This is a genomic window from Dickeya sp. Secpp 1600 (assembly GCF_003049805.1).
GTDB classification, from domain to species: Bacteria; Pseudomonadota; Gammaproteobacteria; order Enterobacterales; family Enterobacteriaceae; genus Dickeya; species Dickeya fangzhongdai.
The window spans coordinates 4,641,908-4,657,618 of the sequence record NZ_CP023484.1 but is presented as its reverse complement, the minus strand read 5'-3'; the positions used below and the strand labels follow the sequence as shown (position 1 = coordinate 4,657,618).

Below are 15,711 nucleotides of genomic sequence, written 5' to 3'. Positions count from 1 at the left end.
AGCTGTTAATGTTAACGCACAATGTGACTCACTGAAGATTCTGTAGGAAACTGCGGCTCTACCGGTTTTTTGTTCCGTGCCGACCATTGGCCTGAACAGGGAAAGCCTGTTGATGTTTCCTTATAGAGGCCACGATGAATAATAACCTGCAAAAACCCAAAATCCTCAAGGTTGAGACCGTAGCCCGTTCACGTCTGTTCAATGTGGAAGCCGTTGATTTGGAATTTAGCAACGGCGAGCGCCGCGTTTACGAGCGTATGCGTCCATCGGGCCGCGAAGCGGTGATGATTGTACCGGTGAGCGGCGACGAGTTGCTGTTGATTCGTGAGTACGCGGTAGGGATTGAGCAGTATGAACTGGGGTTTCCCAAGGGCTTGATAGATCCGGGTGAGACGGTGTTTGAAGCGGCTAACCGTGAACTGATGGAAGAGGCCGGGTTTGGCGCGGAACAGTTTGAATTGTTATCCACCCTGACGATGGCGCCGTCCTATTTTTCCAGCAGTATGAATGTGGTGGTGGCGAACGGCCTGTACCCGCAACGCCTGCAGGGCGACGAACCGGAACCGCTGCAACTGGTGCGCTGGCCGCTGGCGGACATGATGTCGCTGCTGAAAGAGCCGGATTTTCGCGAAGCGCGCAACGTCAGCGCGCTGTTTCTGGCGCAACAGTGGCTGGGCCGGCAATAACCGACAGCGACCTGCCAGAACGATCGATAACCAAAGAAAAAGGCGCGATAATCGCGCCTTTTTGCTATCTCAATCAGAAACGTATCTCAATCAGAAACGTATCGCCGCCGGGATCAGAACAGCTCTTCCGCCTGACCGCTGCTGGTATTGAACAGCGTGGTGCCGGCGTCATGCACTGCCCGTTCGGTCGGCTGCGTGCCATCGATGAAGTATTCCTGACGGCTGTTGGCGCCGCCATCCGACAGTTTGCCGCTGCTGCGATCGATGGTGACGGTCACGATGCCTTGCGGCGGCGGCGTTTTCTGTTCCGGTACGCCCGCCAGCGCCACCTTCATGAAGTCATCCCAGGCAGGTTCGGCACTCTTCGCGCCGCCTTCGTAACCGGAAATCTGGTCGCGAATTACGCCGGATGCCGACGTCCGGCCAAGGTCGCGGCGGTGATCGTCAAAACCAATCCACACGGAAGCGACGATATTGGGGCCATAACCTGAGAACCAGGCATCCTTCGAGTTGTTGGTGGTACCGGTTTTACCGCCGATATCGCGGCGTTGCAGCACCTTGCCCGCGCGCCAGCCCGTCCCCATCCAGCCCGGTTCGCCGAACACATTACTGTTCAGCGCATCCTTGATCAGGAAAGACAGCGGCGTGCTGATGACATGCGGCGCATAAGGCTGCGTCGCCGCTTGTCTGGCGACTTCCGACGGTGTGGCCGGGTCAGCTTGCGGCGCGGCCTGCACCGGGTTTTCCTGCGAGGTCGCCACGTTTTCCATGCTGTCATCCGACAGAACGGCGGAGCGTTGGGTATCCCCGTAGATCACCGGCAGATTACAGGTATCGCACACCACTTTCGGGGTGGCGCTGAATACGGTGCTACCGCTGGCGTTGTCGATTTTGGTGATGAAATAAGGGTCGACCAGATAACCGCCGTTGGTCATCACCGCGTAACCGCGCACCACCTGCAGCGGTGTAAAGGACGCCGAGCCCAGCGCCAGCGATTCGGTATGCACGATGTTCTGTTCCGGGAAGCCGAAGCGCTCCAGATAATCGGCGGCGTAATCCACGCCCATCGCGCGCATCGCGCGTACCATCACCACGTTTTTCGACTGCCCTAACCCCTGACGCAGACGGATCGGGCCGTCGTACACCGGAGGCGAGTTTTTCGGGCTCCAGTCGGAACCGGCGCCCGGATCCCAGCGCGTAATCGGGGCGTCGTTGAGAATGGTGGCCAGTGTCAGCCCTTTATCCATTGCCGCGGTATACAGGAACGGTTTGATGTTCGAACCGACCTGACGCAGCGCCTGCGTGGCGCGGTTGAACTTGCTCTGGTTGAAGTCGAAACCCCCTACCAGCGCCAGCACGGCGCCGTCTTTCGGATTGAGCGACACCAGCGCGGAGTTGACGTCCGGCACTTGCGCCAGCCACCAGTCGTTATCGACTTTACGCACCCAGATTTGCTGGCCGGCCTCCAGCACGTCCGTCACGCGCTTCGGCGTGGGGCCCTGCTGGTCATCCGAGCGGTAGGCGCGCGCCCAGCGTACCCCTGCCAGCGGCAGTTCGATTCTGTCGCCGTTGGCCATCATGGCATGGGCTTTGTCGGCGCTGGCGTCAGTCACCACCGCCGGGAACAGCGGCCCGTAAACCGGCAGCTTTTTCAAGGCCTCGACGATTTTATCCTGCGTCAGGGCCGGGGTGCCCACTTTCCACAGCACCTGCTCCGGCCCACGGTAGCCGTGGCGCATGTCATAAGCGATGACGTTATTATGCACCGCGTCTTCCGCCGCCAACTGCAACTTGCGGGTAATGGTGGTGTAGACCTGATAACCGTCGTTATACGCATCTTCGCCGTAACGCTTCACCATTTCCTGACGAACCATTTCGGCCAGATAGGGCGCGGAGAAGGCGATTTCCGGCGCGTGATAATCCGCCACCAGCTTTTCATTGCGCGCCTGATCGTATTGCGTCTGCGTAATGTAGTTTTCGTCCAGCATACGGGACAGCACCACATTGCGGCGAGCGACGGCGCGATCGTAGGAGTAGAGCGGGTTGAAGGTGGACGGCGCTTTCGGCAGACCGGCGATCATCGCCATCTGCGCCAGCGTCAACTGGTCCACCGGACGGCCGAAATAGACCTGCGCCGCCGCACCGACGCCATAGGCGCGGTAACCCAGATAGATCTTGTTCAGGTACAGCTCAAGAATTTCGTCTTTGGTCAGCGTTTGCTCGATGCGAATCGCCAGAAACACTTCTTTGATTTTACGCAACAGCGTGCGCTCGGGGCTCAGAAAGAAGTTTCGCGCCAGCTGTTGGGTGATGGTGCTCGCCCCCTGCGAGGCGTGACCGGACGTCAGGGCGATCACCGCCGCACGGATAATCCCTTGTGGGTCAACGCCATGATGTTCGAAGAAACGGCTGTCTTCCGTGGCGATAAACGCGTTCACCATCGTGGGGGGAATCTGATCCAGCTTCAGCGGGATACGACGCTTTTCGCCAAACTGGGCGATCAGCTCGCCGTCGGCGCTGTAAACCTGCATCGGCGTCTGCAGACGGACGTCTTTCAGCGTGGCGACATCAGGTAACTGCGGCTCGATATAGCGATAGAGGCCATAGAGCGAAGCGGCTCCCAGCAGAATGCAACTCACTGCAAGGATGAATAGGTACTTTACGAACTTCACCGGAGATTTTCCATTCAGTAGCAATTGAATAGTTTATAAACAGACGGGCGCTAGTATAAAGGGAAGCCAGCAAGGTGGATATACCCGTCATCTTTCAGGTTACAGATGCGTTGGCCGCCCTCTGTATACGGCCCTTCTCTGGGCCTCGCCCCGCATGGGGGCGCTGCAAACCGGGGCCGAATCAGCCCGGCAGATTTGTCACCCTGCCGCTACCGGGTTCAGTTCCTGGGGATTCACCCGGTCGGTGGCCGCCTTATCTGTACCCCGACATCCATCGGGTATCTGTTCTGTTATGAAACGATAAGGAGATCGAACACTCATGGCTTATCCCATCTGGCAGGTTGGACTGGATATCCAGAACGGTTTTATGCGTGCTCTGGCCGTACAACGCCGCAGGCATGGCTGGCAATTGCGCCACTGGTGGCAGTTGCCGTTGCCGGGCGGAACATTAAGCGGCGGTAGTCTACATCATCCCGCCGCGCTTTGTACGGTTCTTCGTCAATGGCGGCAGGAATTGCCACGATTTGTTTCATTGCGGTTGGGATTTCCCGCCTCGCGGGTACTGCAGCAACGGCTGGCGCTGCCTGACCGCCGTTTGCGTGAGCCGCGGCGCGGCGAATATATCGGAAAGATGGCGGCAAAGGCGTTGCCGATCAGCGGCGACGATCTGGCGCTGGATTATCGCCCCGACCCGCAAACGCCGAATACGCTGCTGGTCACCGCGGCGCGCCAAACCGAATTGAACATCTGGCTGCATTGCCTGCGCGATGCCGGCCTGCAACCCGACGCTGTGGATATTACTCCCTGCGCTTTGCGTTGCATGGCAGCCCAGGCCGGACTGGCGACCGATCGCCTGTTGCTGCACCGCTTCGACGATCACTGGCTGTGGGTTGCACCGCTGGGGGAGCCGCTGGCATTCGGTACTTTTTATCCCGACGACATTTATTCAGATGGCATTTATTCAGATGGCATTTATTCAGATGACATGTCGAGCCGCTCGGATGGCGTTGCGACGTCGCCTGATGTACTGAAGTATGTAAGTACCTGCTATCAAAATAACGCTTCTCATCAGGCCTATCTCAGCGCATCTGCGCCGGAGTATCTGCAACAGCTTCCCGCTACGTTGATTCCCTGGTCCCCCCTGAGCGCGTTTGAGCGGCAGCAACCTCCGTTGCCGACGTTTCCCGCCGCCTTTGCCATTGCCGGTGGTCTGGCGATGCGCCCGGAGGATACGCCATGTTGACGGTTAATCTTCTGGCGTGGCGCCAGCGCCTGTTATATCGGCGTATGCGGCTGAGCCTGCTGGCGCTGGGTTTCTCGCTGTTTGGCATCGGTTGTACGGCGGCCGTGGTCGGTGGGTACTGGCAGCAACAACTGGCGGAACTGCGGCTGCGCCTCGATCAAACGCAGTCGCAACGGTCGCAGTATGAACAGCTCTACCGCCGGACGCGGGATGCCTGGCAGGCGCGGGAAGCGCGGCTGGCGCAGCAGGCGGCGCAGGAACGAGGACGGCGGCAGAATTTGCGCTATCAGGCGTTGCTTGAACAGTTGCCGACGCTGGTGCCCGATTCGCTCTGGCTAACGGAAATCGGCGATAGCGGCGCGCATCTCCAGATATCCGGAGTGAGTAATCACTATTCTGCTATCGTCACTCTGGCGAAGGCGATGTCGACGTTACCGCAGATAGAACACGCCAGCGTACAACAGACGCAGCGCGACACGCAGGATAGTTCGAGGCTGGTTTTCTCGTTGCGCCTGTATTGGCAGGCGTTGGCTGAGACGGGAGACAACGGATGATGGCATGGCTTTACCCCATGACTGCCCGCTGGCTGGCGACGCCGTTGTGGTTACTGCTACTGGCGCCATCAGCGCTGGTGATGCTGGCGGCGCTGATTGTCGGCGGGGTATGGATTTCGGCAGAACGGCAGTTGCTGTTGCAACTTGAGCAGCAGCATCGGGACAGTACGCTGGTCATTGCGCAGTGGCGGGAGAACATTACCCGGATGCCAGCCTTGCACGCGCTTCAGCGCTGGCTGGCGGATCAGCCGCCCTTGGCGGCGGACTGGTCGTCGAATCGCGTGGCAGCGTGGCTGGAAGCGCCGCTACGTGATAGCGGCGTACATCTGGTGACGTGGCGTCCGGTGCAGCCGGAAGACATGAACACGACAGCGCCTGCCTGGCTGCTGGCTTTTAACGCGGAGTATGCCGCGACCCTGAATTTTCTGACGCGTTTCAGGGCGCTCCCGGTGGTGCTGCGCATTGATCATCTGACGATCCGAAAAACGCCTGCCGGGCTGCGCACCGAACTGCGGCTGTCGTTGCCGCAGCCAGTGGAGACGGCGCGATGAGCGGATGGCGAGGCATCATATTGTGGCTCGCTTGGCTGTCGGGAATGACGAGGGCGGAGACGATGCGCGATCCGTTTCAGCCGCGTCTGGTCGCATCATGCGAGAACCGAACGTTACCGGATGAATGGCGGTTGAAAGGCATGGTGGGGTCGTCATCGCAGTGGGTCGGATGGCTGGCGCAGACGCCAGGCGGCTGGCTGCGAGTCCGCGATGGCGACGTTATCCCGCCCGGCGACTGGCGGATTACGCGGCTGGATAGCACTGGCGCCACGCTGCGCCCGGCAGACGAGACGGTGCATTGTGGGGCTTCAGAGGTTCATCTTGGCTCGCCCTTTCATCACAAAAAGGAATAACGCATGAAGACAGGATGTTTTCCCGGCGGGCGGTTACGTCGGTACGGCTGGCTAATCTGGCTGATGATGTTGTTTAGCGGTGTGCTAGCCGAAGCCCGCGGCGACGAGCCGGTTTCGCTGGCGTTCGATGATGTGCCGGTTCAGCGCGTCTTGCAGGCGCTGGCCGATCACCAGCAGCTTAATCTGGTGGTGGCGCCGGGCGTGACGGGCAACGTCAGCCTGAATTTGCAGCAGGTTCCCTGGCAGCAGGCGCTCGATATTATTCTGCGCATGGGTCAGTTGACGATTGAACGGCAGGACAGCGTCATGATGGTCTACCCCGACACCTATACGAAAGACCGGCAGCGGCAACAGGAGGAGCTGGCGGCCAAACAGCGCCAGCAACTGCCGTTGCAGAATCTGTCCGTTACCTTGCAGTACGCGGAAGCCGCCGACGTGGTAGCGAGTCTGCAGAGTCAGCGCGGTACTTTACTGACCGAGCGTGGCAGCGTAACGGTGGACAAACGCACCAATACGCTGTTGGTGAGGGATGTCGTTTCAGCGCTGGAGCAAATTCGTCCCTGGGTCGGGGAACTGGACAAACCGCTGGCGCAGGTGCAACTGGCGGCGCATATCGTGACCATCAGCAGTGAGCACCTTAAGGCGTTGGGCGTCAACTGGGGACTGGGCGATGCCGCGACGACGGGGCAGGCGCTGCAAATGAACAATTTCAGCGTCAGCCTGCCGGTGGAGTCGCCCGCCGTCAACGCGGGGTTTCATCTGGCGAAGTTGAACGGACGGTTGCTGGATCTGGAATTGATGGCGCTGGAACAGGAAAATGAAGTGGAGATCATTGCCAGTCCGCGCCTGTTTACCGCACATCAGCAGACGGCCAGCATCAAGCAGGGCACGGAAATTCCGTATCAGGTGTCCAGCGGCGCCAGCGGCTCAACGTCGATTGAGTTCAAAGAAGCGGTGCTGGGAATGGAAGTCACGCCCAGGATTCTGCATGGCGGGCAGATAACGCTCAATCTGTTGATTAGCCAGAATATGCCGGGACGCGCCATCAAACAGGGCGAAGGGGGCGAAATACTGGCGATCGATAAACAGGAAATCCAGACACAGGTGACGGTGCAGGATGGTGAAACCATTGTGCTGGGCGGTATTTTCCAGCAGCAGAAGAATCAGGGCGAGCGGCAGGTTCCGGGGCTGGGCGCGTTGCCGGGCATAGGGCAATGGTTCCGCAGCGGTAATCAGCAGCACACGCGCCGCGAGCTGGTCATCTTTATTACGCCAACGCTGATCCAGTCGGCCAGACGCGCTCCGGCGGCCTGAAGGCGGGCAGGCGGACGAGCAGCGCCGCCTGTCTTGTGGGCCCGCTTTGTTAAAATAGTGCCCTTCATCGTTTGACGATACCCTCGTTTTAGCATACAAGGATAGCGGCTTGAGCACGGAAGTGGTGTTACATCAGCGGTGTACACCCCAAATAATTCAAGTTGCAGGACAAAACGCTCGCGTTTTAAACAACGCAACGCGTTGGCCTTTCAGGGCCAGGCTCATTATGAGCCTGGTAACGCGGCGACGCAGCGAATCCTCGGGCGTTTACATCAGTAAGCGACAAAGGGCGTGACAACGTTGCCGTGAGCAGCGTTTAACACAGCGTGCTGCGGCCTGGAAGGGGCGAGGCCCATGTATGGGCCGCGTAATAACGCCAACGCACCTGCAACTTGAAGTATGACGGGTATAGATAAAACGCACGGTTTATCGCTGCCTGATTCGTGTGGCATTTTATTCGGTTGCCAAACTACCCTGAGTATTGAGATAATTTTTTGTCTGATTCTCGCACTATCGCTCATGAGGTTTCAGTTTAGGTTCCGCCGCAGGTTACATGGCGGGGCGGGTTATCATTAACGAATTTCTTAGTAATACCAAAAAAATGGCAGAGAAACGCAATATCTTTCTGGTTGGGCCTATGGGTGCCGGCAAAAGCACTATTGGCCGTCAGTTAGCTCAGCAGCTCAATATGGAATTCTTCGACTCCGATCAAGAAATTGAGCGACGTACCGGGGCTGATGTGGGCTGGGTATTTGATGTGGAAGGCGAGGAAGGCTTCCGCGATCGCGAAGAGAAAGTCATTAATGAATTGACGGAAAAGCAGGGCATTGTACTGGCAACAGGCGGCGGTTCGGTGAAATCACGCGAAACCCGCAATCGCCTGTCTGCACGCGGCGTGGTGGTGTATCTGGAAACCACCATTGAAAAACAGTTGGCCCGTACTCAACGAGATAAAAAACGTCCGTTGCTTCAGGTTGAAACCCCACCACGCGAAGTGCTGGAGGCATTGGCGAAAGAGCGTAATCCGCTGTATGAAGAAATCGCCGATGTCACGATTCGCACCGATGAACAAAGCGCCAAGGTCGTTGCCAACCAGATCATCAGCATGCTGGAAAGCAACTGATTTTGTGTAATCTCCTGCACACCGCAGGTTTCTGACAGATCAATGGAACGCGCATGGAAAGAGTCACCGTAACCCTCGGGGAACGCAGTTACCCCATTACGATCGCCGCCGGTCTTTTCAACGATGCGGCTTCTTTTATGCCGCTGAAGGCTGGCGATCAGGCCATGCTGGTGACCAATGAGACGTTGGCGCCGCTTTATCTGGATGCGTTGCGTGATCGGTTGGAAAAAAGCGGCGTGCGGGTTGATCAGGTGATTCTGCCTGATGGCGAGCAGTTCAAGTCTTTAACCGTGCTGGAGCAGGTGTTTTCCGCCTTGCTGGCCCGGCCGCATGGGCGCGACACCACGCTGGTCGCGTTGGGGGGCGGCGTTATCGGCGATCTGACCGGCTTTGCCGCCGCCTGTTATCAGCGCGGCGTTCGCTTCATTCAGGTTCCGACCACGCTGCTGGCGCAGGTCGATTCGTCCGTCGGCGGAAAAACCGCCGTCAACCATCCGCTAGGCAAAAATATGATTGGCGCGTTCTACCAGCCTGCTTCGGTGGTGGTCGATCTGGATTGCCTTAAAACGCTGCCCGCACGCGAGCTTTCCTCCGGTCTGGCTGAAGTGATCAAGTATGGCATCATCCTTGACCGCGCGTTTTTCGAATGGTTGGAAGAGCATATTGACGCTGTGCGCAGCCTGCAGGATGAACCGCTGGCTTACTGTATTCGCCGTTGTTGCGAACTGAAGGCGGAGGTGGTGGCGGCGGATGAACGTGAATCCGGACTGCGCGCCTTGCTGAATTTGGGCCACACTTATGGACATGCCATTGAAGCGGAAATGGGCTACGGCAACTGGCTGCATGGCGAAGCCGTAGCCGCGGGCATGGTCATGGCGGCCGAGGCCGCCCGCCGTCTCGGGCAGTTTAGCGCTGACGATGTCGAGCGCATCAGGGCGCTGTTGCTGCGGGCCGGATTGCCTGTCACCGGGCCGCGTGAAATGGCTCCACAAGCGTATCTGCCGCACATGATGCGGGACAAGAAGGTTCTGGCGGGGGAACTGCGTCTGGTTCTGCCCACGGCGATAGGTCAGTCGGAAGTCCGAGCGGGCGTATCGCACGAACTGGTGCTGGCATCCATTGCCGACTGCCTTCCCTGAACGCACTCCCTGACTGGCTGAATAGCCAGCAGCCGGAGTTGTGGTAGTTTACGTTTAAAATACAATGCCTTATGATTTAGACTTTCGCAGTGTCAGATGTCCGCGGAAGCTAGCCTTTCAGTTGGAGGGTATAAATGGATGAGTTCAATCCGGAAGAAGAATTGAAGCCGGATACCAGCGATCGACGCCCTGCGCGCCAGCAGAGACGAAGCAAAGGCTTCGCTGCCCCCAGTGTCTCGCTATCCAGACAACACACCATGATTGGTATCGGTATTGTGGTACTGGTGCTGCTGATCATCGGCATTGGTTCTGCTCTGCAATCTCCCAGCCAGAACAAATCTTCGGCTCCGTCGCAACCAGCAGGTTCTGACAGGAATATCGATCTGTCATCGTCCATGTCTTCCAGTCAGGAACCGGGAACACCGCCACCGCCACCGGCGGCGGCGCTTCAGCCCTCTTCTCCGGCGCCGGTCGCCGCTCCGAATGCGGGCGCAGGCTCTGCGCAGACGCTGAGTGGTCAGCCTGTTTCCGGTACGCCCACGCAGGCGCCGTTGCCTTCGCAGAATAGCAACCAGCAGCGTATTGAATTGCCGGGCAATATTACCGATGCGCTGTCTCAGCCTCAGCAACAGGACCGGGTGAACGCGTTGTCTTCCGGGTTGCCGACCGAACCGGCGACCGTGCTGGCGCCGGCAACCAAAGGCGGACGTGCTCAGCCTGCGGAGAAATCTCCTGCCCATGTTCAGGCGGAAAAACAGCCTTCTCCGGCATCTCATAAAACCGCCGCCGAGGCGAAAGAGAGCGCCAAACCTGCTGCGAATGCGCATCGGGCACCCACGACGGCCGTGACGCCCGCACCGGCCAGCAAACCGGCAGCGGCGGTCAAACCGGCGACGTCAGCCGGAAGCCAGAGCGGTACGGCTATCCAGAGTGCGCCGGCCGGCCACTTTACTTTGCAACTCAGCAGCGCCTCCCGCGAGGATTCCCTCAAAGCGTATGCCCGGGAACAGCGGCTGGCGAATTACTGGGTATATGAAACGAAACGTGACGGGCGGCCCTGGTATGTTCTGGTGAATGGTGTTTACGCCTCGCCGGAGGATGCCAAACGCGCCATTGCGTCCTTGCCTGCTGATGTTCAGGCGAAAAAACCATGGGTCAGGCCGATCCGTCAGGTGAAGCAGGACTTGACCAAGTAAGACCAATTGGCCCTGATGTGCTGTCTAAACAGAGTACAATCCGTGGCTCTGAACTGTGTGAGTAATTAACGACGGCATGAAGAAAAACCGCGCGTTCTTAAAATGGGCCGGTGGGAAGTATCCGCTGGTGGAAGAGATTCGCCGATATCTGCCAGCGGGAGAGCGATTAATCGAGCCTTTCGTGGGCGCGGGTTCCGTATTTCTCAATACTGACTACGACAGCTATATTCTGGCGGATATCAACAGCGATCTGATTAATCTCTATAAAATTGTCAAAACCGAAACCGATGCTTTCATCCGCGATGCCCGCGAGCTGTTTATCGATGAAGTGAATACCTCGGATGTTTTTTACCGGTTGAGAGAGGAGTTCAATCTCTGTACCGATGATTATCGTCGGGCGCTGCTGTTTCTGTATCTGAACCGTCATTGTTATAACGGCCTGTGCCGCTATAACATGCGTGGCGAGTTCAATGTGCCGTTTGGGCGCTATAAGAAACCCTATTTTCCGGAAGAAGAGCTTTACTGGTTTGCGGAAAAGGCGCAGAACGCTACGTTCGTGTGCGAGCATTATCAGCAGACGCTGACTAACGCCTCCCCGGGCTCGGTGGTGTATTGCGACCCGCCTTACGCGCCGCTGTCGGCTACGGCCAATTTTACGGCGTACCATACCAACAACTTTAATAATCGGGACCAACAGAATCTGGCGCAGCTGGCGCAGCAGTTGTCGTCGCAAAGCCAGATCCCGGTACTGATTTCCAATCACGATACGGTACTGACTCGTGAATGGTACCGTGACGCTTCGTCGTTGTATGTGGTCAAGGCGCGTCGCACCATCAGCCGCAATATTTCGGGCCGCAGTAAGGTCAATGAGTTGCTTGCGTTGTATTGTCAGGCAGCGTTCTGAGCGTGATCGGGCGCTGCGGGCGGATGGGCGCGATGTGAGGAAGTAAAAGGGTTGTTCCCCTACAGAGTGGCTGCGCAGGTGTGAGATTAATCCATAGCGCCCGGCAGCGAAATGCAGACTTGATGGTTTGGAGAAACGCATGAAACCGTTTTTAATCGCCCCGTCTATTTTGTCGGCTGACTTTGCCCGTCTTGGCGAGGACACGGCGCAGGCCCTGGCGGCCGGGGCGGATGTGGTCCACTTTGACGTGATGGACAATCACTATGTTCCCAATCTGACTATCGGTCCGCTGGTGCTGAAATCTCTGCGCAACTATGGCATCACCGCACCGGTGGATGTGCATTTGATGGTAAAACCGGTGGATCGGCTGATCCCTGATTTTGCCGAAGCCGGCGCCAGTTTCATCACGTTTCATCCCGAAGCGTCCGAACATGTCGACCGCACCCTGCAATTGATCAAGGATCACGGCTGCAAGGCCGGTCTGGTGTTTAACCCCGCCACCTCGCTGAGTTATCTTGATTACGTGATGGATAAGCTGGACATCATTCTGCTGATGTCCGTCAATCCGGGCTTTGGCGGCCAGTCTTTCATTCCGTCCACGCTGGATAAACTGCGCCAGGTACGTAAGCGGATTGATGAAAGCGGCTACGATATTCGCCTGGAAGTGGATGGCGGCGTTAAAGTCGAGAATATCGCGCAGATTGCGGCGGCCGGGGCGGACATGTTTGTCGCTGGTTCGGCGATTTTCGGCCAACCGAATTACCGGGCGGTGATTGAGCGTATGCGACAGGAACTGGAGACGGTACGTCATGACTGATTTCTCTGCGATTCGCGGGCTGGCGTTCGACCTTGACGGCACGCTGATCAACAGTGCGCCGGGGCTGGCCGAAGCGGTCGATATGACTCTGGGTGCGTTGTCACTGCCTCGCGCGGGCGAAGCGCTGGTGTCCACCTGGATTGGCAACGGCGCCGATGTGCTGGTAGAGCGCGCATTGCGCTGGGCTGGTATGGAACCGACGGCACGGCAGGTTCATGACGCCCGTTCGCTGTTCGACAAGTATTATGCCCGCACGGTGGACAGCGGTAGCCTGCTGTTTCCGGGCGTGCAGGAAACGCTGGCGCAATTGGCCGAACGCGGTTTTCGCATGGCGGTAGTCACCAATAAACCGACGCCGTTTGTCGCGCCGTTGCTGGAGATGCTGGGGATCGGCAACGACTTCTCGCTGATTCTGGGCGGCGATGATGTGACCGAGAAGAAGCCGCATCCGGCACCGCTGTATATGGTGCTGGGCAAGCTCGGTCTGCGGGCGAACGAGTTGCTGTTCGTCGGCGATTCGCGCAATGATATACAGGCGGCGCGGGCCGCCGGATGCCCGTGCGTCGGCATGACGTACGGTTATAACTATGGCGAGGCGATTGCCCTGAGCCACCCTGACGTGGTGCTGGATCGCTTTGCAGATTTATTGACCCTTGCCGGGTTACCCCTTTCAAACGATCAGGAAGCATGACATGAGTAAGCCCATTGTATTTAGCGGCGCACAGCCGTCAGGCGAGTTGACCATTGGTAACTACATGGGTGCGTTACGTCAGTGGGTCAACATGCAGGATGATTTTGACTGCATCTATTGCATCGTGGATCAGCATGCGATCACCGTCCGCCAGGACCCGCAGCAATTGCGCAAAGCGACGCTGGACACGCTGGCGCTCTATCTGGCCTGTGGCATCGACCCGCAGAAAAGCACGATTTTCGTTCAGTCGCATGTGCCGGAGCACGCGCAACTGGGTTGGCTGCTGAATTGCTACACCTATTTCGGCGAACTGAGCCGCATGACCCAGTTCAAGGACAAGTCCGCCCGTTATGAAGAAAACATCAACGCGGGTCTGTTCGATTACCCGGTGCTGATGGCGGCCGATATCCTGCTGTACCAGACCAATCAGGTGCCGGTCGGGGAAGACCAGAAACAGCATCTGGAACTGAGCCGTGATATCGCCCAGCGTTTCAACACTATTTACGGTGAAACGTTCCGTATTCCGGAGCCGTTCATTCCTAAATCCGGCGCGCGAGTCATGTCGCTGCTGGAGCCGACCAGGAAAATGTCCAAGTCGGATGACAACCGTAATAACGTCATCGGCCTGCTGGAAGACCCGAAATCGGTGGTGAAGAAGATCAAACGCGCGGTAACGGATTCCGACGAGCCGCCAGTGGTGCGTTACGACCTGCAAAACAAGGCCGGCGTATCCAACCTGCTGGATATCCTCTCTGGGGTGACGGGAAAATCCATTGCCGAACTGGAGCAGGAGTTCGACGGCCAGATGTATGGTCACCTGAAAGGCGCGGTGGCGGACGCCGTCTCCGGCATGCTGATCGAGTTGCAGGAGCGTTATCACCGCTTCCGCGATGATGAAGCCTTCCTGCAGCAGGTGATGCGTGACGGTGCGCAGAAAGCCAGCGCCCGCGCGCAGGAAACGCTGCGCAAGGTGTATGACGTGGTTGGATTCGTGGCTCGCCCGTAATCTGATTTTCGCCAGACCGGTTCAGACAGCGCCGTTTCCATCAGGAACGGCGCTTTTTTTATGCCCTGATGGGCGGACACTTGTAAATAGGGCAATTGCATAATCATCGGGTGGATAATTTTCACAAATGTTATAGATTGCCTAATGACCTCACAGCAGACTTCCTCAATAATCGATAAAAATAAAACGCAATTTTATTAAATCAGCACTGTGTTTTTATTCTCTCTCCGTTCTTCTTATGGTTATAAGAGCCCGTGCTGGCAGGCGCTTCACCTTCAGGCAGGTAATCAACGTGAAAATTGAATCGATCGACGTCACCGTCTTCACTTATCCCACTCGTCGCGTTTCCGACAGCGCAGGACATTCTCATCCGGGCGATGAGCATCAGGCCAGTATGGCGTTGCTGACCATCACCGCCGACAGCGGTCACAAAGGCTATGCGTTTGCGCCGCCGGAAGTGATCCGCCCGTATGTGGTGAACAGCTTTTTCCGCAAGGTGCTGATTGGGCAGGATCCGTTTGATCGTGAGCGGTTGTGGCAGGATCTGGTGCACTGGCAGCGCGGCAGCGCCAACCAGTTGACCGACCGCGCGCTGGCGATCGCCGAGCAGGCGCTGTGGGATCTGGCCGGGCGCGCGCTGAACCTGCCGGTGTACAAACTGCTGGGCGGCTACCGCGATAAAGTGCCGGCCTACGGCAGCACCATGTGCGGCGACGAGCTGACAGGCGGCCTGTCCACGCCGGAAGAATACGGCCGGTTCGCTGAAAAGCTGGTGAAACGCGGTTACAAGGCCATCAAACTGCACACCTGGATGCCGCCGGTGTCGTTCGCGCCCAGCCCGAAAATGGACGTCAAAGCCTGTGCGGCGGTGCGCGAGGCGGTGGGGCCGGATATCTGCCTGATGCTGGACGGCTACCACTGGTACAGCCGCAGCGAGGCGCTGTATATCGGCCGTGAACTGCAAAAACTGAACTTCACCTGGTTCGAAGAGCCGATGGAAGAGCAGAGCATGGCGTCCTACAGCTGGCTGAACAAGAATCTGGACATTGACGTCATCGGGCCGGAAAGCCTGGGCGGAAAACACTTCAGCCGCGCCGACTGGGTGAAAGAGGGCGCCTGCGACATTCTGCGCGCCGGGGTGCAGGGCGTGGGCGGGATTTCGCCGTGCCTCAAGGTGGCGCATCTGGCGGAAGCCTTCGGCATGGATTGCGAAATTCACGGCAACGGCGCGCCGAACCTGGCGGTGGTGGGGGCGATTAAAAACTGCCGCTGGTACGAACGCGGCCTGCTGCATCCGTTCCTGAACTACGACGAGCCGGCGGCCTATCTGAATACGCTGGTCGACCCGATGGACGAAGAAGGGTATGTCCATTTGTCGCAGCGTCCCGGTTTGGGCGAGGACATTAATTTTGACTGGATTGATGCCCATACGTTGAGCAAGCACTGATAAGACGTTTCAGAC

General features: G+C 58.0%; 15 protein-coding genes. 14 read left to right on the top strand and 1 reads right to left on the bottom strand.

Annotation, left to right across the window (positions count from 1 at the left end):
- Positions 1–134: 134 nt before the first annotated feature.
- Positions 135–686 (top strand): ADP compounds hydrolase NudE, encoded by a 552-nt coding sequence (gene nudE / locus CPA59_RS20805; RefSeq protein ID WP_038920437.1) that lies wholly within the window; start codon positions 135–137, stop codon positions 684–686.
- Between the two features lie 113 nt (positions 687–799).
- Here the strand turns inward: nudE and mrcA are convergent, their stop codons facing one another.
- A complete protein-coding gene (gene mrcA / locus CPA59_RS20800; RefSeq protein ID WP_038920436.1) occupies positions 800–3,358 on the bottom strand; it encodes a peptidoglycan glycosyltransferase/peptidoglycan DD-transpeptidase MrcA in 2,559 nt (852 codons plus the stop codon).
- Positions 3,359–3,677: 319 nt separating this feature from the next.
- On the opposite strand from mrcA, the gene pilM reads away from it, so the two are divergent.
- The 13 genes from pilM (at position 3,678) to CPA59_RS20735 (ending at position 15,696) form a co-directional block, all read left to right on the top strand.
- Complete coding sequence (gene pilM / locus CPA59_RS20795) at positions 3,678–4,601, top strand: type IV pilus biogenesis protein PilM (protein WP_107760616.1); 924 nt, start codon at positions 3,678–3,680, stop codon at positions 4,599–4,601.
- Positions 4,595–5,155 carry a PilN domain-containing protein gene (locus CPA59_RS20790; protein WP_107760614.1) on the top strand — a complete coding sequence of 187 codons (561 nt, stop codon included), beginning with the start codon at positions 4,595–4,597 and terminating at the stop codon, positions 5,153–5,155. The genes pilM and CPA59_RS20790 overlap by 7 nt, the downstream gene beginning before the upstream one ends.
- The gene (locus CPA59_RS20785) at positions 5,152–5,706 is read left to right on the top strand and encodes a hypothetical protein (protein ID WP_255412251.1); all 555 of its coding nucleotides are present in this window, start codon (positions 5,152–5,154) and stop codon (positions 5,704–5,706) included. The genes CPA59_RS20790 and CPA59_RS20785 overlap by 4 nt, the downstream gene beginning before the upstream one ends.
- 62 nt (positions 5,707–5,768) lie before the next feature.
- Positions 5,769–6,059 (top strand): HofP DNA utilization family protein, encoded by a 291-nt coding sequence (locus CPA59_RS20780; RefSeq protein ID WP_229705568.1) that lies wholly within the window; start codon positions 5,769–5,771, stop codon positions 6,057–6,059.
- A 3-nt stretch (positions 6,060–6,062) separates the two neighbouring features.
- A complete protein-coding gene (gene hofQ / locus CPA59_RS20775; RefSeq protein WP_049842585.1) occupies positions 6,063–7,373 on the top strand; it encodes a DNA uptake porin HofQ in 1,311 nt (436 codons plus the stop codon).
- 601 nt (positions 7,374–7,974) lie between these two features.
- The gene (gene aroK / locus CPA59_RS20770; RefSeq protein ID WP_038669202.1) at positions 7,975–8,496 is read left to right on the top strand and encodes a shikimate kinase AroK; all 522 of its coding nucleotides are present in this window, start codon (positions 7,975–7,977) and stop codon (positions 8,494–8,496) included.
- Positions 8,497–8,549: 53 nt separating this feature from the next.
- A complete protein-coding gene (gene aroB / locus CPA59_RS20765) occupies positions 8,550–9,635 on the top strand; it encodes a 3-dehydroquinate synthase (RefSeq protein WP_049842586.1) in 1,086 nt (361 codons plus the stop codon).
- Positions 9,636–9,769: 134 nt separating this feature from the next.
- Positions 9,770–10,831 (top strand): SPOR domain-containing protein, encoded by a 1,062-nt coding sequence (locus CPA59_RS20760; protein WP_107760612.1) that lies wholly within the window; start codon positions 9,770–9,772, stop codon positions 10,829–10,831.
- A 76-nt stretch (positions 10,832–10,907) separates the two neighbouring features.
- Positions 10,908–11,735 carry an adenine-specific DNA-methyltransferase gene (dam, locus tag CPA59_RS20755; protein ID WP_038664929.1) on the top strand — a complete coding sequence of 276 codons (828 nt, stop codon included), beginning with the start codon at positions 10,908–10,910 and terminating at the stop codon, positions 11,733–11,735.
- Between the two features lie 139 nt (positions 11,736–11,874).
- The gene (gene rpe, locus CPA59_RS20750; protein WP_107760609.1) at positions 11,875–12,552 is read left to right on the top strand and encodes a ribulose-phosphate 3-epimerase; all 678 of its coding nucleotides are present in this window, start codon (positions 11,875–11,877) and stop codon (positions 12,550–12,552) included.
- The gene (locus CPA59_RS20745; protein ID WP_038664935.1) at positions 12,545–13,243 is read left to right on the top strand and encodes a phosphoglycolate phosphatase; all 699 of its coding nucleotides are present in this window, start codon (positions 12,545–12,547) and stop codon (positions 13,241–13,243) included. The genes rpe and CPA59_RS20745 overlap by 8 nt, the downstream gene beginning before the upstream one ends.
- 1 nt (position 13,244) lies before the next feature.
- Complete coding sequence (trpS, locus tag CPA59_RS20740) at positions 13,245–14,249, top strand: tryptophan--tRNA ligase (protein ID WP_038920431.1); 1,005 nt, start codon at positions 13,245–13,247, stop codon at positions 14,247–14,249.
- Between the two features lie 292 nt (positions 14,250–14,541).
- Positions 14,542–15,696: a mandelate racemase family protein gene (locus CPA59_RS20735; protein ID WP_107760608.1), complete on the top strand. Its 1,155-nt coding sequence runs from the start codon at positions 14,542–14,544 to the stop codon at positions 15,694–15,696.
- Positions 15,697–15,711 lie beyond the last annotated feature (15 nt).